Annotated in this window: 17 protein-coding genes, 1 pseudogene and 1 riboswitch; of the genes and pseudogenes, 8 read left to right on the top strand and 10 right to left on the bottom strand. The window is 72.0% G+C overall.

All coding sequences use genetic code 11. The features are described 5' to 3' along the window. Positions 1-32 precede the first annotated feature (32 nt). From FHX80_RS36610 to FHX80_RS18350, 4 genes and pseudogenes are all read right to left on the bottom strand, one after another. Positions 33-182, bottom strand: coding sequence for a hypothetical protein (locus tag FHX80_RS36610; protein ID WP_341874046.1), 150 nt, complete (start codon positions 180-182; stop codon positions 33-35). Positions 183-232: 50 nt separating this feature from the next. Next, positions 233-316, bottom strand: a pseudogene (locus tag FHX80_RS36615) (hypothetical protein); the annotation flags it as partial. A 114-nt stretch (positions 317-430) separates the two neighbouring features. Next, positions 431-1186 (bottom strand): GNAT family N-acetyltransferase, encoded by a 756-nt coding sequence (locus FHX80_RS18345; protein WP_145765157.1) that lies wholly within the window; start codon positions 1184-1186, stop codon positions 431-433. A 42-nt stretch (positions 1187-1228) separates the two neighbouring features. Then, positions 1229-2275, bottom strand: a complete 1047-nt coding sequence (locus tag FHX80_RS18350; RefSeq protein WP_145765158.1) for a C40 family peptidase — start codon at positions 2273-2275, stop codon at positions 1229-1231. Positions 2276-2634: 359 nt separating this feature from the next. On the opposite strand from FHX80_RS18350, the gene FHX80_RS18355 reads away from it, so the two are divergent. Then, positions 2635-2988 (top strand): hypothetical protein, encoded by a 354-nt coding sequence (locus FHX80_RS18355; RefSeq protein ID WP_145765159.1) that lies wholly within the window; start codon positions 2635-2637, stop codon positions 2986-2988. A 106-nt stretch (positions 2989-3094) separates the two neighbouring features. Here the strand turns inward: FHX80_RS18355 and FHX80_RS18360 are convergent, their stop codons facing one another. Next, positions 3095-3997, bottom strand: coding sequence for a hypothetical protein (locus FHX80_RS18360; RefSeq protein ID WP_145765160.1), 903 nt, complete (start codon positions 3995-3997; stop codon positions 3095-3097). 184 nt (positions 3998-4181) lie between these two features. After that, complete coding sequence (locus FHX80_RS18365) at positions 4182-5351, bottom strand: C40 family peptidase (RefSeq protein ID WP_145765161.1); 1170 nt, start codon at positions 5349-5351, stop codon at positions 4182-4184. Next, positions 5350-5514: riboswitch (cyclic di-AMP (ydaO/yuaA leader) on the bottom strand. (Overlaps the previous gene by 2 nt.) Before the next feature lie 258 nt (positions 5515-5772). Here FHX80_RS18365 and pcrA point away from each other — a divergent pair. Continuing rightward, positions 5773-8211 carry a DNA helicase PcrA gene (gene pcrA, locus FHX80_RS18370; RefSeq protein ID WP_145765162.1) on the top strand — a complete coding sequence of 813 codons (2439 nt, stop codon included), beginning with the start codon at positions 5773-5775 and terminating at the stop codon, positions 8209-8211. Between the two features lie 40 nt (positions 8212-8251). Here pcrA and FHX80_RS18375 read toward each other — a convergent pair whose 3' ends face one another. Both FHX80_RS18375 and FHX80_RS18380 read right to left on the bottom strand, forming a co-directional pair. Then, the gene (locus FHX80_RS18375; protein ID WP_145765163.1) at positions 8252-9994 is read right to left on the bottom strand and encodes a M23 family metallopeptidase; all 1743 of its coding nucleotides are present in this window, start codon (positions 9992-9994) and stop codon (positions 8252-8254) included. A 268-nt stretch (positions 9995-10262) separates the two neighbouring features. Next, positions 10263-11315 (bottom strand): esterase/lipase family protein, encoded by a 1053-nt coding sequence (locus FHX80_RS18380; RefSeq protein WP_375887643.1) that lies wholly within the window; start codon positions 11313-11315, stop codon positions 10263-10265. A gap of 416 nt (positions 11316-11731) precedes the next feature. Between FHX80_RS18380 and icmB the strand changes: the two genes are divergently transcribed. Further along, complete coding sequence (icmB, locus tag FHX80_RS18385) at positions 11732-12145, top strand: coenzyme B12-dependent isobutyryl CoA mutase small subunit (protein WP_145767369.1); 414 nt, start codon at positions 11732-11734, stop codon at positions 12143-12145. 224 nt (positions 12146-12369) lie between these two features. Here the strand turns inward: icmB and FHX80_RS18390 are convergent, their stop codons facing one another. Beyond that, the gene (locus FHX80_RS18390; RefSeq protein ID WP_145765164.1) at positions 12370-14184 is read right to left on the bottom strand and encodes a DUF5691 domain-containing protein; all 1815 of its coding nucleotides are present in this window, start codon (positions 14182-14184) and stop codon (positions 12370-12372) included. Between the two features lie 17 nt (positions 14185-14201). Beyond that, positions 14202-15644 (bottom strand): SWIM zinc finger family protein, encoded by a 1443-nt coding sequence (locus tag FHX80_RS18395; protein WP_208764681.1) that lies wholly within the window; start codon positions 15642-15644, stop codon positions 14202-14204. A 117-nt stretch (positions 15645-15761) separates the two neighbouring features. On the opposite strand from FHX80_RS18395, the gene FHX80_RS18400 reads away from it, so the two are divergent. The 5 genes from FHX80_RS18400 to sucD all read left to right on the top strand — a co-directional run bounded on the left by FHX80_RS18400 (position 15762) and on the right by sucD (position 22938). Next, a complete protein-coding gene (locus FHX80_RS18400; protein ID WP_145765165.1) occupies positions 15762-16874 on the top strand; it encodes an ATP-binding protein in 1113 nt (370 codons plus the stop codon). Further along, positions 16871-19255, top strand: coding sequence for a DUF5682 family protein (locus tag FHX80_RS18405; RefSeq protein ID WP_167523566.1), 2385 nt, complete (start codon positions 16871-16873; stop codon positions 19253-19255). Before FHX80_RS18400 ends, FHX80_RS18405 begins: the two co-directional genes overlap by 4 nt. A 179-nt stretch (positions 19256-19434) precedes the next feature. Next, complete coding sequence (locus tag FHX80_RS18410; RefSeq protein WP_244318599.1) at positions 19435-20589, top strand: VWA domain-containing protein; 1155 nt, start codon at positions 19435-19437, stop codon at positions 20587-20589. Positions 20590-20850: 261 nt separating this feature from the next. Further along, a complete protein-coding gene (gene sucC / locus FHX80_RS18415) occupies positions 20851-22032 on the top strand; it encodes an ADP-forming succinate--CoA ligase subunit beta (protein WP_145765166.1) in 1182 nt (393 codons plus the stop codon). Positions 22033-22053: 21 nt separating this feature from the next. Then, on the top strand, positions 22054-22938 hold the full coding sequence (gene sucD / locus FHX80_RS18420; protein ID WP_145765167.1) for a succinate--CoA ligase subunit alpha: 885 nt from the start codon (positions 22054-22056) through the stop codon (positions 22936-22938). Positions 22939-23014: the final 76 nt, after the last annotated feature.

The following is a 23014-nucleotide window of genomic DNA, read 5'->3' on the forward strand; positions in this document are numbered from 1 at the left end:
GCGAGGAGAACGGGCTGGACGGCGCGCAGGCCTCAGGCACGCGCCTGCTCTCTCCCGCCCTGCCAGGCCGCCCACTCCTTCACCGCGAACTGGCCACCGACGCGCCGCACCTCGGCTGCGCCCGGTCCGGGGAAGCGCGCGGGGAACAGCAGGGCGCCCCGGTCCGCGGCCTCCCCCAGCACCGGCGCCGGCTGTCCCGTGCGCGGGGCTCGTCCTCGTCGAAGCCGGGGCAGTCGTCCGGTTCCACGATCTGCAGTGGGCGGTGCAGCAGATCTCCCGCGAACACCGCCCGGTCCGAGCCGGACCGCAGCCACACGACGCAGGAGCCGGGCGTATGGCCGGGGCGGGTTCGATACGGAGCAGGTCGTCGACGTCGCGGTACGGCCGGCCGGCGGACCCGATGCCGAAGCGCGACGACGTCGACGAGAGTTCAGCCGAGCGAGATGTTCAGCTTCTCGCCGACCCTGCGGTAGCCGATGCCGGCGTAGATCCGTTCCACATCGGCGTCGCCGGGCTCCAGCCACACCACCCGGCAGCCCCGCTCGAAGGCGGTCGCGGTGAGTCGGGCGGAGAGGGCGGCCCCGATGCCCCGGCGGCGGAAGTCCGCGGCGACGGCCAGGCCCACCAGCTCGCTGAGGCCGTCGACCGGGACCGAGCAGCCGCCCGCGCCCGCCGGGGTGCCGCCGACGGTGGCGAGCGCGGCGGCCCCGCCGTTCGCCACCGCGTTGCGCAGCCAGTCCGCCTCGCCGCCCTCGGGTTCGCCGGTCCCGCCGTACCCCAGGTGCTGCACCAGGGCGGCGGCGTCGAACTCCGCGTCCGTGGCCGGTTCGGCGGTCACCAGAGCGTCCACCGGCTTGGGCGGCAGCAGGTCGCCGGGGGCGCAGGCCAGGATCGGGGCCCGGTTCTCGACGGTGAACCCGGCGGTGAGCAGCGCGGGTTCGAGGGCGGGTGCCCAGGTGGGCAGGTACTCCAGGCGAGGCATCCGGTCGCGCTCGCGGAACGCCGCGACCAGGGCGTCGAGTTCGCCGGGCGTCGGTTCGGCGCCCTGGTCGGGGATCGCGTAATTGGCGTACTTCAGCGACCAGTTCACGCTGTGGCGCACCGTGAAAGGGCCGACCCGGTAATGGTCCGGGGAGCGGAGGGCGAGCGTACGGGCGTGGGTCTGGACGTCGAAGTCCATGGGCATGTGTGGGTGTCCCTCTGGCCGCTGGGTCCGAAGGACGGGAGCCTACGCCACCCGGGTCGCCCCGGCGAAGGGCATTTGGTCGATCGGCGCGATGCGGACCGGGGCTCCCGGGCGCGGTGCGTGGATCATCTGCCCGTTGCCGATGTAGATGCCGACGTGGCTGACGCCCGAGAAGAAGAACACCAGGTCCCCGGGGGCGAGTTCGGACCTGGAGACGCGTTGCCCGGCGTTGATCTGGGTGTACGTGGTCCGGGGGAGGGAGACACCCGCGGAGCGCCAGGCGGCCTGGGTGAGGCCGGAGCAGTCGAACGAGGAGGGGCCGGTGGCGCCCCAGACGTACGGCTTGCCGAGGGACCCGTACGCGAAGGCGATGGCTTCGGCGGCGCGGGCGTTCGGCGCCCGGTCGGTGCCGCGCGGGGAGCTGCGGTCGGCGCGGCCCGCGCCGCCGCCGCCGTCCGAGGCGTCGTACGCGGCGCGCTCGGCGGGGGAGAGGCGGGCCAGCAGCTTCCGGGACTCGGACAGCTTGGCCCGCACCGTCGCCTTGCGCTTCTTCAGGTCGGCCTGGCGGGCGGTGAGCTCGGCCAGCTGTCCCGCGGCCTCGGACCGCAGCTGGGCCACCTCCGCGACCTGGCGCTGCACGGTGCGGAGCTCGTCGGCCCGGCCGGCGGCGGCCCGCTCCACGTACGAGGCGCGCTGCAGGTACTGGTCGGGGTCCGAGGAGAGCGCGAGCTGGAGGGACGGGTCGAGGCCGCCCGCGCGGTACTGCGCCGCGGCGTACGAACCCAGCGCCTCGCGCGAGGCGTTGAGCCGCTCGGTCTTCCGGGCGGCCTCGTCGCGCATCGCGTCGATCGACTTGGCGGTGGCGGCCGCCTTCACCTTCGCGCCGTTGTACTGCTCGGTGGCGACCTCCGCCTCCCGGTACAGCCGGTCCACCTCGGCCTTGACCTGGGCGGCGGTGGGCGTCGGGTCGGCGTGCGCGGATCCCGGCAGCGCGGCAGCGGTCGCGGCCCCGGCGAGGGCGAGGGTCGCTGCGGTGCGGGCGGCAGAGCCGGTGTACGGGCGCTGCTTGGGTTTCCGATGCGCGGCCACGAGGGCGGTGGTCCTTCCTGTCGACTGCCCGTCGGGGCCTACCGGCGGGCCCGCCCGGTCCGGCGGCGGGTCACCAACAGGGGGAGTGACCCGCCGCCGGATCTCTCGGCGGGGTGACCGGATGGTGCCGTCCGGGTGCGGAGCGGCACTGAAGCCGGTCACCTGGGTAGCGACGCTAAACCCGGGGCAAGCGGAAGAGTCGTAATGACACCTATTGCCTTAATTTGGCGTTGCGTTGTTGTTGAATGACCGGAAAAATTGCGTCAGAGTCAGGCAATTGGTGCATTTATCAGTCAAGCGTCCAGTAAGCCTCACCTGGTTGCAGAAGGTTGATAGGGGCGGGGCTAGGGTGCGGAACCATGCGTGTACTCATCGATGTCTTCGTCGCCCTGCACATCATCGGAATCGCCGCCCTGCTGGGAGGTTTCCTCACTCAGATGAAGGCGATGGGGGCGGGGACGGCGCGATTCGTGCCGGGCATGCTGCACGGCGCGCTGACCATGCTGGTCACCGGTATCGCGCTGGTCGGGCTCGACCGGGCCGACGACCACCCCGTGAACAACATCAAGATCGGCATCAAGCTGCTGATCCTGGTCGTCATCCTCGCGCTCATCTACGTCAAGCGGGACGAGGAGAAGGTCGAGAAGGGCCTCTTCGCGGCGGTGGGCGGACTGACGACGGCCAACATCTTCATCGCCACGCTCTGGACCTGAGCGGTTGGTCGCACGGGGGGCGACCTTCTGCGACCGCCCGGTGGCACGGGGGTGCTGACGGCCGTCTGCAACCGCCAGGTGGCCGGCCACTGCTGATCCCCTCCGGCTACGGCGCGGCGTCCCAGTCGACCTGCCGGCCGTCCTGCCGCAGCGCCTTCTCCACGCCCGCCCAGTCCTCGACCCACTCGCCCACGCAGTCCCGCGTCATCGCAGGGTCGGCCGCCACCAGGATGATCACTCCGGCGGCGGAAGCCCGCTCCTCGGGTGTCTCGGACAGGTCGGCCGACCGGTCGACGCGGAGGTAGCCCCCGGCGTCGGAGCCCGCCGTGATCCGGCCCACCACCCCGTAGCGGGCGCGCTGTTCGGCCGCCGCGACATCGCCGCGGTCGACGGTGGCCGTGACCGAGCCCGGGTGCGTGACGGTTCCGTCCGGTGCCCCGTCGCCGAGGCCGTGGCGGGCCCGGGCCGCCGCCAGCCGGTCGCGGCCCGTCTCCGCTGAAGCCGCGCGTAGCCCGTGGAGGTGCAGCGTCCGCTCCTGCGGGCTCCAGGACATGATCCGCTCGATGTCCCGGTCCTGGATCGCGTCTTCCTCGGCGGCCGTCGTGCCGCTCTCCCCGTCCAGTTCCCGGGCGAGTGCCCGCGCCGATTGGGACGGTTCGACCGCGCCGTCCGGGCCTTGGTCGATGAGCATCGCGACGCCGGTGACCAGGGCTCTGAACCCGAGCACCGCCGACTGCTGGACGCCGCTCGGCCGGAACTCCTGACCGAGCTCAGGCAGTCCGCTCAGCCTGCGGTGCAGGGCGGCGGCCGCGTTCTCGTCCGGCGGCGCGGTGTCCCACAGCAGCTCCAGCGCGGCCACACAGGTGTCCTGGTCCGCCGGGCGCCCCTCGTCGGCGAGGTACTGGAGGAGCACCCCGGCGGTGTGCTCGGCACAGGCCGCCGAGAACAGCCTGGCCTGGACGAAAGTTCCCAGGAAGGCCATGCCCCGGACGCTCTCCAAGATCTTCACGGCCGCTCGCTCCTGTGGGTGCCCTGTGCCCTGTGCCTGCGCGTGGTGCCTGCGCGTGGTGCGCCGTGCCCGTCCGGTGCCCGACACCTCCCGCACGGTACCCGGCACCGGCGGCGCCCCCGGTGACGGTCACCGGAGCGTCTCGTACTGCCGTACGGCCCGCCCCAGGGGCGCCGGACACGCGCTAGCCGGGCCGCACGCTCCCGTAGATCGGCATGTAGTAGATCGACTCCTCGCGCACGTTCGCCCCCGGCTTCGGCGCGTGGATCATCATGCCGTCGCCCTTGTAGATGCCGACGTGGCTGATGTCGTCGTAGAAGAAGACCAGGTCCCCGGGCCGCAGATCCGCCGTGGCGATCCGGGTGCCGACCTCCACCTGATCCCAGGTGGTCCGCGGAAGGGTGACGCCCGCCGCCTTCCAGGCCGCCTGGGTGAGCCCCGAGCAGTCGTACGAGGACGGGCCGGTCGCCCCCCAGACGTACGGCTTGCCTATCTGGGCCCTGGCGAACGCGAGGACCTTCTCGGCCTTCGTCGTGGCGCTGCTGTCCGAGCCCGAACCGGAGCCCGTCCCGGTACCGGTGCCAGTGCCGGTACCGGCACCGGTCGCGCTTTCCGCCTCCTTGGCCTTGCGATCGGCCTCCGCCTTCGCGGCGGCCTGCTTCTTCGCCAGCTCGGCCGCCTTGAGCCGGGCCTCGTCCTTCCGCTTCTGCTCCAGCTCGGCGAGGCGCGCCTTCTCCTCGGCGGTCAGCTTCGACAGCAGCGTGCGGGCCTCGGCCAGCTTGTCCTGGACGTGCTGCTTGCTGGTGCGCAGTCTGGTCTGCGACTCGGTGAGCGTCTCCAGGCTCGTCACCGCCTCGGCACGCTTCTTGGACGCCTCGGCCTGCTTCGTACGGAAGTCCGTGACGGCCTGCTGCTGGTTCGCGGCCATCCGGTTCATGAGGTGCGTCTGGTCGAAGAACGACTGCGGGTCGTTGGCCAGGAAGAAGGTGGCGGTCGGCGCGAGCGCGCCGTCGCGGTACTGGGCGGCGGCGTAGTTCCCGAGCGTCCGGCGGGCATCGTTCAGCTTGTCGGCGCGCTTGGCGATGTCGTCCAGCAGCATGTCCACCTTGGCGCGCTGCTTGGCGGACGCCTCTTTCGCCTGGTCGTAGTGCTGGGTCGCGGTGCCCGCCTGCCGGTAGAGGCCGTCGACCTTCTTCTGGACGTCCTCGATGCTGGGCTTCGGGGCCGGGGCCGCCAGCGCGCTCTGCGTGGACAGCAGGGTCACCGAGGCGAGTGCGGCCGTCGTGAACCCGATGGCCGGGGTGGTGCTGCGCACCCGGGGGCGCGGTTTGCGATGTGATGCCAAGGCCGGCATCTCCTTCCGTGGACCGCCTACCGGGTTAGCTGTCGGGTTCGGGCGGAACGGAAGGCTGCCCTACGGTCCTGATGGGGGATTCGGACCGATTCACCCCGGTGATGCGTGTGGGTCCCCGGTTCCTGGCTCCGTACGGGCAGCCCGGATTCGGCGTGGACGTCCGCTCGGCGTGGTTCGCCTCTGGGGGTACGGGCCGCCCGAACGAGCACGCTAGCCAACTCATGGTGCCGCTGTGAAGGTTGATGTTCGATATGCCCGATACATTTTCGTGACCTCGGCGAAGTGGTGCGGTCCGGGCAGGTCAGGTCCGGGATTCACCCACGCAGTGTCGACGCGGCATCGCTTTGTGTGCCCGCGCGGTGGTGTGCGGTTCGCCATGCGGCCCCGGGGTGTCGGTGCGGCGCTCTAGACTCGGACAGCGATGAGCAGCCTCTTTGACGACAGTTTCCTGGCCGGCCTCCAGCACACGGAGGAAGGGCCCCCGCCGCCCCCCGAGGACTCCGCACCCGAAGTGGTGCCGGAGGACCTCTTCGGGGGCGTGTTCGACGGGCCCCCGCCGTCCCACGACGCGTACTACCGCGACGGGGCCCACCGCCCGGTCGTCGACCCCGCCGCGCTGCTCGACGGGCTGAACACCGAGCAGCGCGCCGCCGTCGTGCACGCGGGCTCCCCGCTGCTCATCGTCGCCGGGGCCGGTTCGGGCAAGACCCGGGTGCTCACCCACCGCATCGCCCACCTGCTGGCCGAGCGCGGGGTGCACCCCGGCCAGATCCTGGCGATCACCTTCACCAACAAGGCCGCCGGTGAGATGAAGGAGCGCGTCGAGCAGCTCGTCGGACCCCGTGCCAACGCCATGTGGGTCATGACCTTCCACAGCGCGTGCGTACGGATCCTGCGCCGCGAGTCGAAGAAGCTCGGCTTCACCTCCTCGTTCTCGATCTACGACGCGGCGGACTCCAAGCGGCTGATGGCCCTGGTCTGCCGCGATCTCGACCTCGACCCGAAGCGCTTCCCGCCGAAGTCGTTCACGGCGAAGGTGTCGAACCTGAAGAACGAACTGATCGACGAGGAGACGTTCGCCGGCCAGGCCGCGGACGGCTTCGAGAAGACCGTCGCCCAGGCCTACGCGCTCTACCAGTCCCGGCTGCGCGAGGCCAACGCGCTGGACTTCGACGACATCATCATGACGACGGTGCACCTGCTCCAGGCGTTCCCCGACGTCGCCGAGCACTACCGCCGCCGCTTCCGGCACGTCATGGTCGACGAGTACCAGGACACCAACCACGCCCAGTACACGCTCGTACGGGAACTGGTCGGCCCGGCCGGTGCCGACGACGCCCCCGCCGAACTGTGTGTCGTGGGTGACGCGGACCAGTCGATCTACGCCTTCCGCGGCGCCACGATCCGCAACATCCTCCAGTTCGAGGAGGACTACCCGAACGCGACCACGATCCTGCTGGAGCAGAACTACCGCTCCACCCAGACGATCCTGTCCGCCGCCAACGCCGTCATCGAGCGCAACGAGAGCCGCCGCCCGAAGAACCTCTGGACCAACGCCGGCTCCGGCGCCCGGATCACCGGCTACGTCGCGGACACCGAGCACGACGAGGCGCAGTTCGTCGCCGACGAGATCGACCGGCTGACCGACGCGGGCGACACCAAGGCGGGCGACGTCGCGATCTTCTACCGGACGAACGCGCAGTCCCGTGTCTTCGAGGAGATCTTCATCCGGGTCGGCCTGCCCTACAAGGTCGTCGGCGGTGTGCGCTTCTACGAGCGCAAGGAGGTCCGGGACGTCCTGGCCTACCTCCGGGTCCTCGCCAACCCGGAGGACACGGTTCCGCTGCGCCGCATCCTGAACGTGCCCAAGCGCGGCATCGGCGACCGGGCCGAGGCGATGATCGACGCCCTGTCACTGCGCGAGAAGATCACCTTCCCGCAGGCGCTGCGCCGCGTCGACGAGGCGTACGGCATGGCCGCCCGTTCCGCCAACGCCGTCAAGCGGTTCAACACGCTGATGGAGGAGTTGCGCACGATCGTCGAGTCCGGCGCGGGGCCCGCGGTCGTGCTGGAGGCCGTCATGGAACGGACCGGCTACCTCGCCGAGCTCCAGGCCTCCACCGACCCGCAGGACGAGACCCGGATCGAGAACCTCCAGGAGCTCGCCGCCGTCGCGCTCGAATTCGAGCAGGAGCGCGGCGAGGAGGAGGGCGCGGGCACCCTCCCGGAGTTCCTGGAACGGGTCGCGCTCGTCGCCGACTCCGACCAGATCCCCGACGAGGACACCGACGGCTCCGGCGTCGTCACGCTGATGACCCTGCACACGGCGAAGGGCCTCGAGTTCCCGGTGGTCTTCCTGACCGGCATGGAGGACGGCGTCTTCCCGCACATGCGGGCGCTGGGCCAGGTCAAGGAGCTGGAGGAGGAGCGCCGGCTCGCCTATGTCGGCATCACCCGGGCCCGCGAGCGGCTCTACCTGACCCGGGCGGCGATGCGCAGCGCCTGGGGCCAGCCCTCGTACAACCCGCCTTCGCGGTTCCTGGAGGAGATCCCGGAGCAGCACCTGGAGTGGAAGCGGAAGGGGCCGATGGCGGCTCCCGCGGGACCGACGTCGGGCATCACCTCGTCGCTGTCCGCGTCCCGCTCGCGTTCCGGGCCCTCGGGCTTCGCGACCCGGCGGACCTCGGACAGGCCGACGATCACCCTGGTGGTCGGCGACCGGGTCACCCACGACCAGTTCGGTCTGGGCACGGTGACGGCGGTCGAGGGCATCGGCGACCAGGCGAAGGTCACGGTCGACTTCGGGGACGAGCGGCCGAAGAAGCTGCTGCTGCGGTACGCACCGGTCCAGAAGCTGTAGCGGCCGGCCGGTCCGGCGGACGGCTGCGGCCGCCCGCCGCTCAGGTCGGGTCGACGTTGTGGCTGCGGAGCCAGGGCAGCGGGTCGATCGCCGCGCCGCCGCCGGGCCGCACCTCGAAGTGCATGTGGGGGCCGGTCGAGTTGCCGGAGTCCCCGGAGTACGCGATCACGTCGCCGGCCCTGACCTGGCCCGAGCGGATCCGGGTGCTGCTGAGGTGGCAGTACCAGGTCTCGGTGCCGTCGGCCATCGTGACGATGGCCATGTTCCCGTAGGCGGTGTGGAACTGCGTGCGAACGGTGCCGTCGGTCGCCGCCATCACCGGGGTTCCCTCCAGGACGGGGAAGTCGATGCCCGTGTGCACGGACATCCAGTTGACGCCCGCCTGGCCGAAGTACGCGCTGAGGCGGTGGTCCTTGACCGGCATGACGTACTTGGGGCGCAGGGCCTCCTTGCGGGCGGCCTCCACCTCGCGCTTCTTCTTCTCGGCGGCCTGCCGCGCCTTCAGGTCGATGCGCTCCTGGGTGCGGCTGGCGCGGTCGGCGAAGTTCTCCGCGTCGGCGCTGAGATTGGCGAGCTGGGTGTCGAGTTTGTTGTTGGCGGCGACCGGCTTGACCGTGCCGGGGTCGGCGGCCGCCATCGTCGTGGTGTCGTCCTTCTTCTCCTCGTCGCCGCCCAGCCCGCCGATTCCGCCCACGGAGGCGGCGGCGATACCGGCCACGCTCATCACGCAGGCGGAGGGAACGGCGACGGTGAGGAGCGCGGAACGCTTGGCGGGCGAACGCCTGCGGCTGCGGCCGCCACCGCGGGAGACCGGACGGCCCACGGGGCGATGGGCGTCGGCAGGGGACGGGGACGGCGCAGGGGGCGGGGACGAGGGCCGGGCCTGGTCGTGGTTTCGGGCGGCGGCTTCGTGGCCGGAGGGGCGGTCGCCCGGTCCGGCATCGGGGCCGTCGGCGTCGAGGCCCGTCTCCGGGAGGCTGAACTCGGCGGTCCGGTAGGGCTCGTACGGATCGTAGGAGGCCTGATCATGGGCCTGATCGCGGTCACGGTCGCGGTCGAGGTCGACGTTGAGGTCGTGGCGATGGTCCTGGTCGTGGTCCGGGGAGCTGCCCTCGTGAGGCTCATACGCCTCGTGCCTCTCGTACGTCTCGTACGGATGCCGTGTTGTCTGTTCGGGCCCATGCGATGGCGTCACATGGTGCGGCGTTTGCGGCGTCTGCTGTGTGTGCTCGGGCGTGGCGCCGGTGTTCCAGGCGGTGGCGTCGTACGCGCCGGAGTCGTATCCCGCCGTGGCGCCACTTGCCCACTGGCCGTTCGCGTACCAGCCGGAGGTGTCCCACTGGCCGGACGAGTCCGGGTCGCCGCCCTGCGCCGGGATGTTCGCACCGTAGCCGTCGGGCACTGCCCAGGTCCCGGTGGTGTCGTACTGATGCGCAGCCGCGTCGTACTGGGGGGCCGCTTCGTACTGCTGCGCCGCCGCCTCGTACTGCGGGGCCGCTTCGTACGGGGGGTGCTGTTGAGGGTGGGGGGTGTAGGCCGTGTAGTCGGCGGTGTGGTCGTACTCGGCGGTCCGGTGCGCGCCCGTGTCCCACTGGGTGGTGTCGTACTGGCCGCTGTAACCGGCCTGCCCGCTGTCGTACGGGGCGGCGTAACCAGGCGTCATGGTGTCGTACGAACCGTCGTAGCCGCCGGGGAGGGAGCCGAAGAGCGGGTCGCTGTCGAAGCCGCCCGTGGAGTGGCTTTCGTATCCGACGTGCCCGGCGTGGGGGTGCTGGTCGTTCACCAACTTCTCTCTCGCCTCGGCAGCAGGACCTGTGTCCGGGGTCCGTGGGGGACTCCGTGGGGAAAGCAGTGGCCGCGACTGTACCCGGCGGTATGCGACGCCGACAATCTTCCACGGCTCCCGGCCGCTCGGGAAACGGGCAATCGGCCGTCTTTCGACGAACCGCTCACACACCCTTGGCTCTATGTTCGAAACTCGTTCTATTTCCGGCGCGACAAGCCGTTGCCCGGCCCGCCCGGACGGTGCGCGGCTCCGGAATCCGGCGGGCTCAGGCCACGGATGCGGCGCCGGGGCCGCCCCGGGCCGGCTCGTGCGCGTCGAGCGCCTGGCGGATTCCGGCGGCCACGGCCGGGTGCACGAGCAGCGCGAGATGCCCGATCCCGCTGACGCGTACGTTCGTCACGTCGAGGTCCGGGTGGTCGATGCAGGCCGCCTCGGCAGGGACGATCACCTGGTCCAGCTCGCTCCAGAAGCTGACGAACCGGGTGCGGCAGCCGGGCGCCGGCAGCCGCAGTTCCTCGATCGGGGCCGAACCGCTGCGCATCTGGCGCACGATCGGGTGGGCGCTGGCCAGCGGGGCGACAGCGGTGCCGGCGTGCGGTGTACCGAGGGTGACCAGGGTGCGGACCCGTCGGTCACCACCCAGTCGCTGCACGTAGTAGCGCGCTATCAGGCCGCCCAGGCTGTGCCCGACGATGTCGACCTCGTGGTGCCCGGTGCGGGCGCAGATCTCCTCGATGTGCAGGCCGAGCAGCTCGGCGGACGTACGGATGTCGCAGGTCAGCGGGGAGTAGTTGAGCGACTCCAGATGGCGCCAGCCGTGCCGGGAGAGGGAGCGGCGCAGCAGGACGAAGACGGAGCGGTTGTCGATGAAACCGTGCAGGAGTACGACGGGCGGCCGGTCGGGGTTTGCGGCGTTGCCGGTGTTGCCGGCGTTCGCGGCGCCTCCGGTGTTCCTGACGGCTCCGGCGGCTCCGGCGGCTCCTGCGGCTCCGGCGGTTCCGGCTTTTCTGGCGGCTTTGGACGTTCCTGCGGCTCCGGCGGTTTCGGCTTTTCTGGCGGCTTTGGACGTTCCGGCGGCTCCGGCGGTTTCGGCTTTTCTGGCGGGCCGGGTGGTGGTCCCGGACGGTGCGGGGGCCGGATCGACCGCCGGGCATGGTGGGGTGCGCCGTTCGCCGGTGATCCCGGTGGGATAGAGCAGTGCGTGGCCGGCGAGCACCACGAGTTCCAGTGCGGTCGCTCTCAGCAGTGCGGACGACAGCCAGGGGTCACGCAGGCACGACGGGCACGGCAGTAGGAGAGGAAAGGGCAGCGCCTTCACGGGTCGACCTCCTGCTCCGGCACTCGGGGAGAGGCGGCTCCTGCCCCGTATGCCTTCATGGGGCGCCGTGCCGGAGGTCCGGGTCGGTCCGGGCGGCGGAGCGCCGACCGGGACCCGCCGGCCGCCGCGCCTTCCGGATCACCTTCGGTGACCGGCCGGTGGGCGGTCGGTGAGTCGTACCACCGTGCCGTGCGGCTGACGGCGCGGTGGTACGACGACCTCGTGCGGCTCCCCTGGCGGCCGGTCCCGCACGGCAGGTGTGCCGCGTGCTGCGGGAAACGGCGCCCGGTGAACATGTCCCACGTGTGATTTCCCCCTCCCCGACCACCGCGAAACAGCGGCTTGCGGGATGCTGTGGATAACGTTCGTTCACATTCCCGGCCCTTCAGGTGCGGGAGACGCATGTGGAGGCAGTGATGGGTGTGACGGGTCCGATCCGTGTGGTGGTGGCCAAGCCGGGCCTCGACGGCCATGACCGCGGGGCCAAGGTGATCGCGCGGGCGCTGCGCGACGCCGGTATGGAGGTCATCTACACAGGGCTCCACCAGACGCCCGAGCAGATCGTGGACACCGCGATCCAGGAGGATGCCGACGCGATCGGCCTCTCGATCCTCTCGGGCGCGCACAACACGCTCTTCGCGAAGGTGATCGCGCTGCTGAAGGAGCGCGAGGCGGAGGACATCAAGGTCTTCGGCGGCGGCATCATCCCGGAGGCGGACATCGCACCGCTCAAGGAGCAGGGTGTCGCGGAGATCTTCACCCCGGGCGCGACGACGGTCGAGATCGTCGCCTGGGTCAACGCGAACGTCCGCCAGCCGGCTGAAGCCTGATCCCACGGGCGGCCGGTCCCACCACGGGGGCTGGCCGCGGGAACTGATCCGTACCGAGCCTGATCCGCCCTGAGCCGGATCCGCCCTGATCCTGGCCTGCCCCGAGCCTGATCCGCCGCGAGCCTGATCGGCTGCCCCGGGCCTGATCCCAGCCTGTCCGTCTCACCGTCCCACCCGTCTCAGTTATCCCGTCTGTCTCGTCTGTCCTGTCTGTCTCGTCTTTCTCACCGGTCCGGTGCCAGCTCCGCGTCCATCTCCGCCCGCAGCCGCAGGGTGGAGACCAGGCGCTGGAACGCCTCCGACCAGTAGCCGTTCGCTCCGGGGGAGGCGTCGGCCGGTTCGTCGGGGGTTGTGGTGAGGACCTCCAGGTGGCCGGCCTCGGCCGGGTTCAGGCAGCGTTCGGCGAGGCCCATCACTCCGCTGAAGCTCCAGGGATAGCTGCCGGCGTCCCGGGCGATCTCGAGGGCGTCGACGACGGATCGGCCGAGCGGCTCGGCCCAGGGGGTCGGGCAGACCCCCAGCAGCTGGAACGCCTCCGACAGGCCGTGCGCGGCGATGAATTCGGCCACCCAGCCGGCCCGTTCGGCGGCGGGCAGCACGACCAGGAGCTTCGACCGCTCGGCGAGCGACGCCGTACCGGGGCTGTTCGACGGGGGTGTCGAGGGGGTGCCGAGCAGCGCTCGCGCCCACTCCGGGTCCCGCTGCCGGACGGCCGCCCGGCACCAGGCCGCGTGGAGTTCCTCGCTCCAGCCGTCCGCCACGGGCAGCGCGACGATCTCCCGCGCATCGCGGCCGCCGAACCGCTCCGGCCAGATGGCGAGCGGGGACGACTCCACCAACTGGCCGAGCCACCAGGACCGCTCGCCCCGCCCGGACGGCGGGAGTGCCACCACACCGTCGCGCTGCATCGCCGCATCGCATTCGTGCGGGGCCTCCACGGCCACGGACGGGTCGGTGCCGGTGAGGCCGGGGCTGACGCAGGACAGGGCTCGGGCCGCCATCCGGCGGGCGAGCGCCGATTCGGGGAGTGCGGAAAGCAGCTCGGCGGCCGTCGTCCGGACATTGCGGCTGCGGTCGGCGAGGGCCTGCTCCAGGAAGTCCTCATCGGCGCCGGAGAGCCCGTTGCGCAGGGAGTCGACGAACATCAGCCGGTCCTCGGCCCGCTCGGCGGCCCAGGTGGTGGCGAGCAGGACGCGAGCGGCACCGGCCTCGTGCGCCCGCACCGCCGCGAGCAGGGCGACCCGTTCGGCGAACAGGCCTTCCTCCCACAGCTGGTGGACCGCTTCCGGGTCGGTCACGTCGGGCAGCAGCGAGCTGCCGGACGCGCCGCGCAGCGCGAACTTCCACTCGGGGTTCAACCCGGCCAGCCACAGCCCGCGCGGCCCGGCGAACGCCAGGGCGTGGGGCCGCAGATCGGTTCGTGCCCGGGCCGCGTCCAGCAGGGCGGGCAGCGCCGCGTCCGGTGCCCGGTAGCCGTGCAGATTGGCGGCGGCCAGCCACTGCGGAATCAGTTCCGTCAGATCAGGGGCCGTGCCGCGTCTGCCGCCCGAACCGCTCGGTGCCGCCCGGTCCGCCAGCAGCCGGTTCAGCCTGCTCCGGGCGGCCTCCGGCAGGGGTGGTCGCGGGTCGGCGGGCGCGGGATCGGGCCGGGGGGCCGCGGGAGCGGGCAGCAGACCCGCCCGGCGCCGCACGGTGTGCAGGGCGGCGGCACTCAGCAGCGCGGCCGCCGCGCCGTCCGGGCCGGCGTGACCCGGGGCGCCGCCCGGGGCGCCTTTCGCGCCGCTTTTCGCGACGTCTTTCGCGCGGGTGCCGGATGCCACCGGGGGTGGGCGGCGGTCCGTTCCGAGCAGCGCCGAGGTGACGAGCTCCTCCCACGACGTGGCGGCGGGCAGACGGGTGGAGGCGGGCACATCGGTGTTGGCGCCGGCCGCAGGGTGCGCGCCGGGCGCGCCGGTGGGAGCTCCGGTGGGGGCGCCGGTGGGGCCGTCGGCCGCCGAGGCAGTGGTGGTGGGCGTGGTGGGCGTGGTGGTACGGGGCATCGCTCCTCCTCCAGGAGTCAGATGAGCGGCACGGTCTCGGCGGTGACCGGCACGGTGTGCGAGGCGGCCACCGACGTGGCGTCGCCGCCCCCGCGCGCGGCGGGCCAGGCCGCGAGCGGGTCGAAGCCGCGGTGGCCGCACTCGCCGAAGACGGTGAGCGGGCCGCCGCCGGAGAGCGCGACGAGCTTCCACAGCGCGGGCCGGGACAGCGCGGCCGGGGCGACGGGCAGGCCCGAATCGCCTTCCGCGTCCGCCAGTTGCCAACCGTCCTCGGACGGCACGGGTATGACGTCGCGCAGTGTCACCGGCCAGGAGCCCAGCCAGGGGTCGTCGCCCAGCGCCCGCCCGTATGCGGCGACGGCCCCGGCGGTCGTCACACCCGGCGGAGGCGTGCCGGTCGGCACCGGCGTCCCGAACTGCCGTCCCAGCTCGGCCCGTAGCTGACCCGATCCCGGATACGGCGTGAGCTCGGCGTCCAGCGTGACACCCACCGGCAGGGCCTGCCCGGGGGAGCGGCCGGCGGCCCCGAAGGACAGCAGCAGCGCGGTCCGGCCCGACTCCCGCCCGTACAGCCAGATGCGGCGGGCGACGATCTTGCCGTCGGGGGTGTCGTACTGGGCGAGGACCAGCCAGTGGTCACGGACCGGCGGGCCCTCGGCGGGGGCTGTCAGCCCGACCCGCGTACGGACCGTGGCCGCCAGGGGCCCGGGCAGCCGGTCGATACCCTGCCAGGCCGTGTCCAGCAGGTGCAGCAGCGCGCACTCCTCCAGCAGCCGCACCGGCCAGCCCGGACCGGACGCCGGTAGCGCGCCCAACTCCCTTACCCGGCCCGCCAGGCCGGGCGCCTGGGCGTCGACCATGCGGGCCGCCGTCTCCTCCCACAGTCCGTACCCGGACTGCTCGGCCGCGGCCAGACCGCCGCGCACCAGGTCGGTCAGGCGCTGTTCCAGCTCCTGCACACCGCCGCCGATCCGCTCGGCCCGACGCTCGGCACGCCGCCGGGCGGCCGCCGGATCGGCGGGTCCGGCCGCAGCGCCTTCACCCCCTTCCGGCCGCTCCTGCGCCTCCGCCGCCTGCGCGCGACGGCGCCGGCCCGTCAGCCACTCATCCGCCCAGTCGGGCGGATCGGCCGCGGGCAGGGCCTCCTCGTCGGACGCCCGGAGCAGCAGCAGGCCCAGTGCGTGCTTGCAGGGGAACTTCCGGCTGGGGCAACTGCACTTGTAAGCGGGGCCGGTGGTGTCGATCACCGTCCGGTACGGCTTGCTCCCGCTGCCCTTGCACAGCCCCCACACCGCACCCGGGCCGTCCCACCCGGTGTCCGACCACGGCCCGGCCGAACCGAGCTTGTTCCCCGCCTTGCGTGAAGCTTCGTCAGGAGCCAGGGCCAGGACCTGCTCCACCGTCCAGCGCGCCGCCGGAGCAGCGGTGCGCAAGGGTTCTCCCCCGTCAGTCAGCAGCATGGATAAGACGGTAGGCCGCGCCACTGACAACCGCCTCCGACCTGCGGGAAAGCCGATTGTCAGTCCCATGGTGCACCGTGGGAACCACATCGGATCGACCGATCTGGAGGGGGATCCATGACCGTGTCCGAAACCACCGCAGCCGTGGGCGCCGAGGCACTGCGCCCGCACGCCGAGGATGCCTTCGCCGATGAGCTGAAGGCGCTCGCGGCAGCCGACGACCGCCCGCGGCCGGCCCGTTGGCGGCTGTCGCCCTGGGCCGTCGCCACGTACCTGCTCGGCGGTGCCCTGCCCGACGGCACGGTGATCACACCCAAGTACGTGGGCCCGCGCCGCCTCGTGGAGGTCGCCGTCACCACGCTCGCCACCGACCGGGCGCTGCTGCTCCTCGGTGTGCCGGGCACCGCCAAGACCTGGGTGTCCGAGCATCTCGCGGCAGCCGTCAGCGGCGATTCGACGCTCCTCGTCCAGGGCACGGCGGGCACACCCGAGGAAGCGGTCCGCTACGGGTGGAACTACGCGGAACTGCTCGCGCACGGACCCAGCCGCGAGGCGCTGGTGCCCAGCCCGCTGATGCGCGCCATGTCCGAGGGCATGACCGCCCGGATCGAGGAACTCACCCGCATCCCCGCCGATGTGCAGGACTCACTGATCACCATCCTGTCCGAGAAGACCCTGCCGCTGCCCGAGCTGGGCCAGGAGGTCCAGGCCGTCCGCGGCTTCAACGTCATCGCCACGGCCAACGACCGCGACCGCGGGGTCAACGAGCTGTCCAGCGCGCTGCGCCGCCGGTTCAACACGGTGGTCCTGCCGTTGCCGGCCACCCCCGAGGCGGAGGTCGACATCGTCTCCCGGCGCGTCGACCAGGTAGGCCGCTCACTCGATCTGCCTCCCGCGCCCGACGGCCTCGCGGAGATCCGCCGCGTGGTCACCGTCTTCCGCGAGCTGCGCGACGGGGTCACCGCGGACGGCCGCACCAAGCTCAAGTCCCCGTCGGGGACGCTGTCCACGGCCGAGGCCATCTCCGTCGTCACCAACGGCCTCGCGCTCGCCGCCCACTTCGGCGACGGAGTGCTGCGCGCCGGGGACGTCGCCGCCGGCATCCTCGGCGCGGTCGTCCGGGACCCGGCTGCCGACCGGGTGATCTGGCAGGAGTACCTGGAGACGGTGGTGCGCGAGCGGGACGGCTGGAAGGACTTCTACCGCGCCTGCCGTGAGGCCTCCGTATGACCGGCGCCCCGCACCCCGGAGGGCCGCTGCTGCTGGGGGTGCGGCACCACGGCCCCGGCTCGGCCCGCGCCGTCGGCGCCGCACTGGAGGCCGCCCGTCCGCGGGCGGTGCTCATCGAGGGCCCGCCCGAGGGCGACGCACTGCTGCCGCTGGCCGCCGACGAGCAGATGCGGCCGCCCGTCGCCCTGCTCGCCCATGCGGTGGACGATCCCGGACGGGCGGCGTTCTGGCCGCTCGCCGAGTTCTCGCCCGAATGGGTCGCGATCCGCTGGGCCCTCGCGCACGGCGTCCCGGTCCGTTTCATCGACCTGCCCGCCGCCCACTCGCTGGCCATCACGGAGGAAGAGGAGCGCCGGGCTCCGGCGGAACAGGACGGCGGACCGGGCCCCGCCCCGTCCGCCCCGGTCGACCCCATCGGCGTGCTGGCCGAGACCGCGGGCTACGACGACGCCGAGCGCTGGTGGGAGGACGTCGTCGAACACCGCGCCCACGACGGCGGCCCCGGCGACCCGTTGGCGGCCTTCGCCGCGCTCGGCGAGGCGATGACCGCCCTGCGCGAGGTGTACGGCGACGGCGGCCACCCCCGGGACGCGGTCCGCGAGGCGTACATGCGGATCCAGTTGCGCACGGCGCGCAAGGAGTTCGGCGACGACTTCGCCGTGGTCTGCGGCGCCTGGCACGTTCCCGCGCTCGAAACGAGGACGACACTCGCCGCCGACCGTGCTCTCCTCAAGGGCCTGCCCAAGGTCAAGGCCGAGCTGACGTGGGTGCCCTGGACCCACCACCGACTCGCCCGGCACAGCGGATACGGGGCCGGGATCGACTCACCCGGCTGGTACGCCCACCTCTTCGCATCCCCGGACCGCCCGGTCGAACGGTGGATGACCGAGGTCGCCGGACTCCTGCGCGACGAGGACCACTTCGTGTCGTCCGCCCATGTCATCGAGGCCGTCCGGCTCGCCGCGACCCTCGCCGCCATGCGGGGCCGGCCGCTCGCCGGCCTGAGCGAGGTGACCGACGCGGTCCGGGCCGTGATGTGCGACGGCTCCGACGTACCGCTCGCACTCGTCCGCGACCGGCTGATCGTCGGCGGAACACTCGGCGAGGTACCGGACACCGCCCCCGCCGTACCGCTCCAGCGCGACCTCACCCGCAGTCAGCGCACCCTGCGGCTCAAACCGGAGCCGTCCGAACGGGAGATGGAGTTCGACCTCCGCAAGGACACCGACGCGGCCCGCAGCCGTCTGCTGCACCGGCTGCGGATCCTCGGCGTCGGCTGGGGCGAACCCACCGAGGGCCGGGGGAGCACCGGCACCTTCCGGGAGAGCTGGCGGCTGCGCTGGGAGCCCGAGTTGTACGTACGCGTCGCGGAGGCGGGCGTATGGGGCACCACCGTGCTCTCCGCCGCGACCGCCCGCGCCGAGTCGGACGCCCTGGCGGCCACCGCCCTCGCCGAGGTCACCACGCTCGCCGAACGGTGCCTGCTGGCCGAACTGCCCGAGGCACTGCCCGTCGTGATGCGCGTGCTCGCCGACCGGGCCGCACTCGACACGGACGTCGGCCATCTCGCCGACGCCCTGCCGTCCCTGGCCAGGACGCTGCGCTACGGGGACGTCCGGTCCACGGACACCTCGGCGCTCGGCGAGGTCGCGGCCGGGCTCGCGGAGCGGATCTGCGTCGGGCTGCCTTCCGCCTGCACCGGACTCGACACCGACGGGGCCGCCGCGCTGCGCCGCCAGGTGGACGGCGTCCACACGGCGATCGGACTGCTCGCCGGCGCCCTGCCCGCGAACGCGGACGGGCTGCGCGACCGCTGGAGGGCGGTGCTGCGCAAGCTCGCCGCCCGGGACACGGTCGCGGGCGTGATCCGGGGCCGGGCCGCCCGGCTGCTGCTCGACGACGGGCACCTCGAACAGGACGACGCGGCCAGGCTGATGGGCCTGGCCCTGTCGCCCGGCACGCCGCCCGCCGACGCCGCCGCCTGGATCGAGGGCTTCGTCGGCGGGGCGGCCGGTGGCGGCATGCTCCTGGTCCATGACGAGAGGCTGCTCGCCCTGGTCGACTCCTGGCTGACCGGGGTCTCCCCGGACACCTTCACCGACGTGCTGCCGCTGCTGCGCCGCACCTTCTCGGCGTACGAATCAGGCGTCCGGCGCACGCTGGGCGAGCTCGTCCGGCGCGGCCCGGCCGCCGGCGGAGGGGCCGGGGCGACAGGCGCGGTCCCGGGCGGCGGGGCGACGGCCCCCGGATTCGGCCCCGTCCTCGACGGACCGAGGGCCGACGCGGTGCTGCCGGTGCTGCACCTGCTGCTGGGACTGCACGCGGACGCGCCCACGGAGAAGTACGAGTACACCGAGGAACCGCTGGGGGCAACGGCATGACGACGGACGGGACCATCAGGGCTGCCGGAACCAACAAGCCGGCCGGGACCAACAAGCCCGCCGGGACCAACAAGCCCGCCGGTACAGACAAACTGGCCGGTACAGACAAGCCCGCCGGGACGGACAAGGCGGCTCGGGTGCGTGGCGCGGATGACGGTGAGCGGCTGCGGCGCTGGCGCATGGTGCTGGGCGCGGACAGTGCGGAGAGTACGGGCTGCGCCCTCACCGGGCGCGACGCCGCGATGGACGGCGCCCTGACCGCCCTGTACGAGGGCGCGGGGAGGAAGCCCGGCGGACGGGGCAGCGGCGGCCGCTCGGCCGGTCTGGGCGCCTCCGCGCCCTCCGTGGCCCGCTGGCTGGGGGACATACGTACGTACTTCCCCAGCTCCGTCGTCCAGATCATGCAGCGCGACGCCATCGACCGCCTCGGCCTCTCCGCGCTCCTGCTCGAACCGGAGATGCTGGAAGCCGTGGAGGCGGACGTGCATCTCGTCGGCACCCTGCTCTCGCTCAACAAGGTGATGCCCGAGACGACGAAGGAGACCGCGAGAGCCGTCGTGCGCAAGGTCGTCGAGACGCTGGAGAGCCGGCTCACCACCCGTACCAGGGCCGCGCTCACGGGTGCGCTGGACCGCTCGGTGAAGGTCAGTCGACCCCGCCACCACGACATCGACTGGAACCGGACCATCCGGGCCAACCTCAAGAACTATCTGACCCTCCCCGGGAAGGACGGCGAGGACGGGGCGGGCACGGTCGTGCCCGAGCGGCTCATCGGCTACGGGCGAGCGGCGCAGTCCGTGAAGAAGGACGTCATCCTCTGCATCGACCAGTCCGGTTCGATGGCGGCCTCCGTGGTGTACGCCTCGGTCTTCGGCGCCGTACTCGCCTCCATGCGCACCCTGCGGACCAGACTCGTCGTCTTCGACACGGCCGTCGTCGACCTCACCGACCAGCTCGACGACCCGGTGGACGTGCTCTTCGGCACCCAGCTCGGCGGCGGCACCGACATCAACCGGGCGCTCGCCTACTGCCAGTCCAGGATCACCCGGCCCGCCGACACCGTCGTCGTGCTCATCAGCGACCTGTACGAGGGAGGCATCCGCAACGAGATGCTGAAGCGGGTCGCCGCGATGAAGGCGTCCGGAGTGCAGTTCGTGACCCTGCTGGCCCTCTCCGACGAGGGCGCGCCCGCCTATGACCGCGACCACGCGGCGGCACTGGCCGCGCTCGGTGCTCCGGCCTTCGCCTGCACACCGGACCTCTTCCCGGAGGTGATGGCGGCCGCCATCGAGAAGCGGCCGCTGCCCGTGCCGGACGGGGAGGCCTCTGCGTGACGAGCCGTTCCCCGACCGTCGCCCCGGTGCCGATTTGTCCACTGCGACCCGGCCACCAGGGCGATCTGTGACCGTAATCACCGCCCAGGCGGGATCTGCGATTTAGGGTCCTGCGGGGCTCGGGGATAACCTGCGAGATGGACATGCCGCGTATTCGGTCACCGTGTGCGCCTTCCTAGTGACAGAGCAGTCACGTTGCCCCTCGCGGCACGCCCACGCAGAAAACCAACCGCGAGACCATTTGATAAGGGACGGACGCGCGTGGACCTGTTCGAGTACCAGGCGAGGGACCTCTTCGCCAAGCACGGTGTACCGGTGCTGGCCGGTGAAGTCATCGACACGCCTGAGGCAGCCCGCGAGGCGACCGAGCGGCTGGGCGGCAAGTCTGTCGTCAAGGCGCAGGTGAAGGTCGGCGGCCGCGGCAAGGCCGGTGGCGTCAAGCTGGCCGCCACCCCCGACGAGGCGGTCGCCCGGGCGACCGACATTCTTGGCATGGACATCAAGGGCCACACGGTCCACAAGGTGATGATCGCCGAGCTCTCCCCGGAGATCGAGGCGGAGTACTACGTCTCGTACCTCCTCGACCGCACGAACCGCACCTTCCTGGCCATGGCCTCGGTGCAGGGCGGCATGGACATCGAGGAGGTCGCGGAGAAGACCCCCGAGGCCCTCGCGAAGGTCCCGGTCAACGCCGTTGACGGCGTGGACATCGTGAAGGCCCGCGAGATCGTGGCCCAGGCGAAGTTCCCGGCCGACGTGGCCGAGGGTGTCGCCGAGGCCATGGTGACCCTGTGGGACACCTTCGTCGCCGAGGACGCACTCCTCGTCGAGGTCAACCCGCTGGTGAAGACCAAGGACGGGCGAATCCTGGCCCTGGACGGAAAGGTGTCTCTCGACGAGAACGCCGACTTCCGTCAGCCCGGCCACGAGGCGCTCGAGGACAAGGCCGCAGCCAACCCGCTCGAGGCTGCCGCCAAGGCCAAGAACCTCAACTACGTCAAGCTCGACGGCGAGGTCGGCATCATCGGTAACGGTGCCGGTCTGGTCATGTCGACCCTGGACGTCGTCGCGTACGCCGGTGAGAACCACGGCAACGTGAAGCCCGCCAACTTCCTCGACATCGGTGGCGGCGCCTCCGCAGAGGTCATGGCGAACGGCCTCGAGATCATCCTCGGCGACCCGGACGTCAAGTCCGTCTTCGTCAACGTCTTCGGCGGCATCACCGCCTGCGACGAGGTCGCCAACGGCATCGTCCAGGCGCTCGAGCTGCTCAAGTCCAAGGGCGAAGCGGTCACCAAGCCGCTCGTCGTGCGCCTTGACGGCAACAACGCGGAGCTGGGTCGCAAGATCCTTTCCGACGCCAACCACCCGCTCGTTCAGCGTGTGGACACCATGGACGGCGCGGCCGACAAGGCCGCCGAGCTCGCCGCGGCTGCGAAGTAAGGAAGAGGGACTCAGACCACCATGGCTATCTTCCTCACCAAGGACAGCAAGGTCATCGTCCAGGGGATGACCGGCGCGACGGGCATGAAGCACACCAAGCTCATGCTCGCCGACGGCACCAACATCGTCGGCGGCGTGAACCCGCGCAAGGCCGGCACCTCCGTCGACTTCGACGGCAGCGAGATCCCGGTCTTCGGTTCCGTCAAGGAAGCGATGGAGAAGACCGGCGCGAACGTGTCCGTCCTCTTCGTGCCGCCGGCCTTCTCGAAGGCCGCCGTCATCGAGGCGATCGACGCCGAGATCCCCCTCGCCGTCGTGATCACCGAGGGCATCGCCGTCCACGACTCGGCCGCCTTCTGGGCGTACGCCGGCGCGAAGGGCAACAAGACCCGGATCATCGGTCCGAACTGCCCCGGCCTGATCACCCCCGGTCAGTCCAACGCCGGCATCATCCCGGGCGACATCACCAAGCCCGGCCGCATCGGTCTCGTGTCGAAGTCCGGCACGCTGACCTACCAGATGATGTACGAGCTCCGTGACATCGGCTTCTCCTCCGCCGTCGGCATCGGTGGCGACCCGGTCATCGGTACGACGCACATCGACGCCCTCGCGGCGTTCGAGGCCGACCCCGAGACCGACCTGATCGTCATGATCGGCGAGATCGGCGGCGACGCCGAGGAGCGGGCGGCGGACTTCATCGCGAAGAACGTCACCAAGCCGGTCGTCGGTTACGTCGCGGGCTTCACCGCCCCCGAGGGCAAGACCATGGGCCACGCCGGCGCCATCGTCTCCGGCTCCTCCGGCACCGCGCAGGCGAAGAAGGAGGCCCTTGAGGCCGCCGGCGTCAGGGTCGGCAAGACGCCGACCGAGACCGCCAAGCTGGCGCGCGAGATCCTCGGCGCCTGACGCCTCACCGCGTCGGAGCACCACCGCAGGAGCGCGTCACCGTACGCAAGGACGCGGGCCCGAACCCCCCGATCGG

The organism is Streptomyces brevispora, from assembly GCF_007829885.1.
GTDB lineage: Bacteria > Actinomycetota > Actinomycetes > Streptomycetales > Streptomycetaceae > Streptomyces > Streptomyces brevispora.

Excerpts from the sequence above, each read along its gene's own strand:
- FHX80_RS18345 (WP_145765157.1), bottom strand. The coding sequence starts at position 1,186 with ATGCCCATGGACTTCGACGTCCAGACCCACGCCCGTACGCTCGCCCTC.
- FHX80_RS18355 (WP_145765159.1), top strand. The coding sequence starts at position 2,635 with ATGCGTGTACTCATCGATGTCTTCGTCGCCCTGCACATCATCGGAATC.
- FHX80_RS18365 (WP_145765161.1), bottom strand. The coding sequence starts at position 5,351 with ATGCCGGCCTTGGCATCACATCGCAAACCGCGCCCCCGGGTGCGCAGC.
- pcrA (WP_145765162.1), top strand. The coding sequence starts at position 5,773 with ATGAGCAGCCTCTTTGACGACAGTTTCCTGGCCGGCCTCCAGCACACG.
- icmB (WP_145767369.1), top strand. The coding sequence starts at position 11,732 with ATGGGTGTGACGGGTCCGATCCGTGTGGTGGTGGCCAAGCCGGGCCTC.
- FHX80_RS18390 (WP_145765164.1), bottom strand. The coding sequence starts at position 14,184 with ATGCCCCGTACCACCACGCCCACCACGCCCACCACCACTGCCTCGGCG.
- FHX80_RS18395 (WP_208764681.1), bottom strand. The coding sequence starts at position 15,644 with ATGCTGCTGACTGACGGGGGAGAACCCTTGCGCACCGCTGCTCCGGCG.
- FHX80_RS18400 (WP_145765165.1), top strand. The coding sequence starts at position 15,762 with ATGACCGTGTCCGAAACCACCGCAGCCGTGGGCGCCGAGGCACTGCGC.
- FHX80_RS18405 (WP_167523566.1), top strand. The coding sequence starts at position 16,871 with ATGACCGGCGCCCCGCACCCCGGAGGGCCGCTGCTGCTGGGGGTGCGG.
- FHX80_RS18410 (WP_244318599.1), top strand. The coding sequence starts at position 19,435 with ATGGTGCTGGGCGCGGACAGTGCGGAGAGTACGGGCTGCGCCCTCACC.
- sucD (WP_145765167.1), top strand. The coding sequence starts at position 22,054 with ATGGCTATCTTCCTCACCAAGGACAGCAAGGTCATCGTCCAGGGGATG.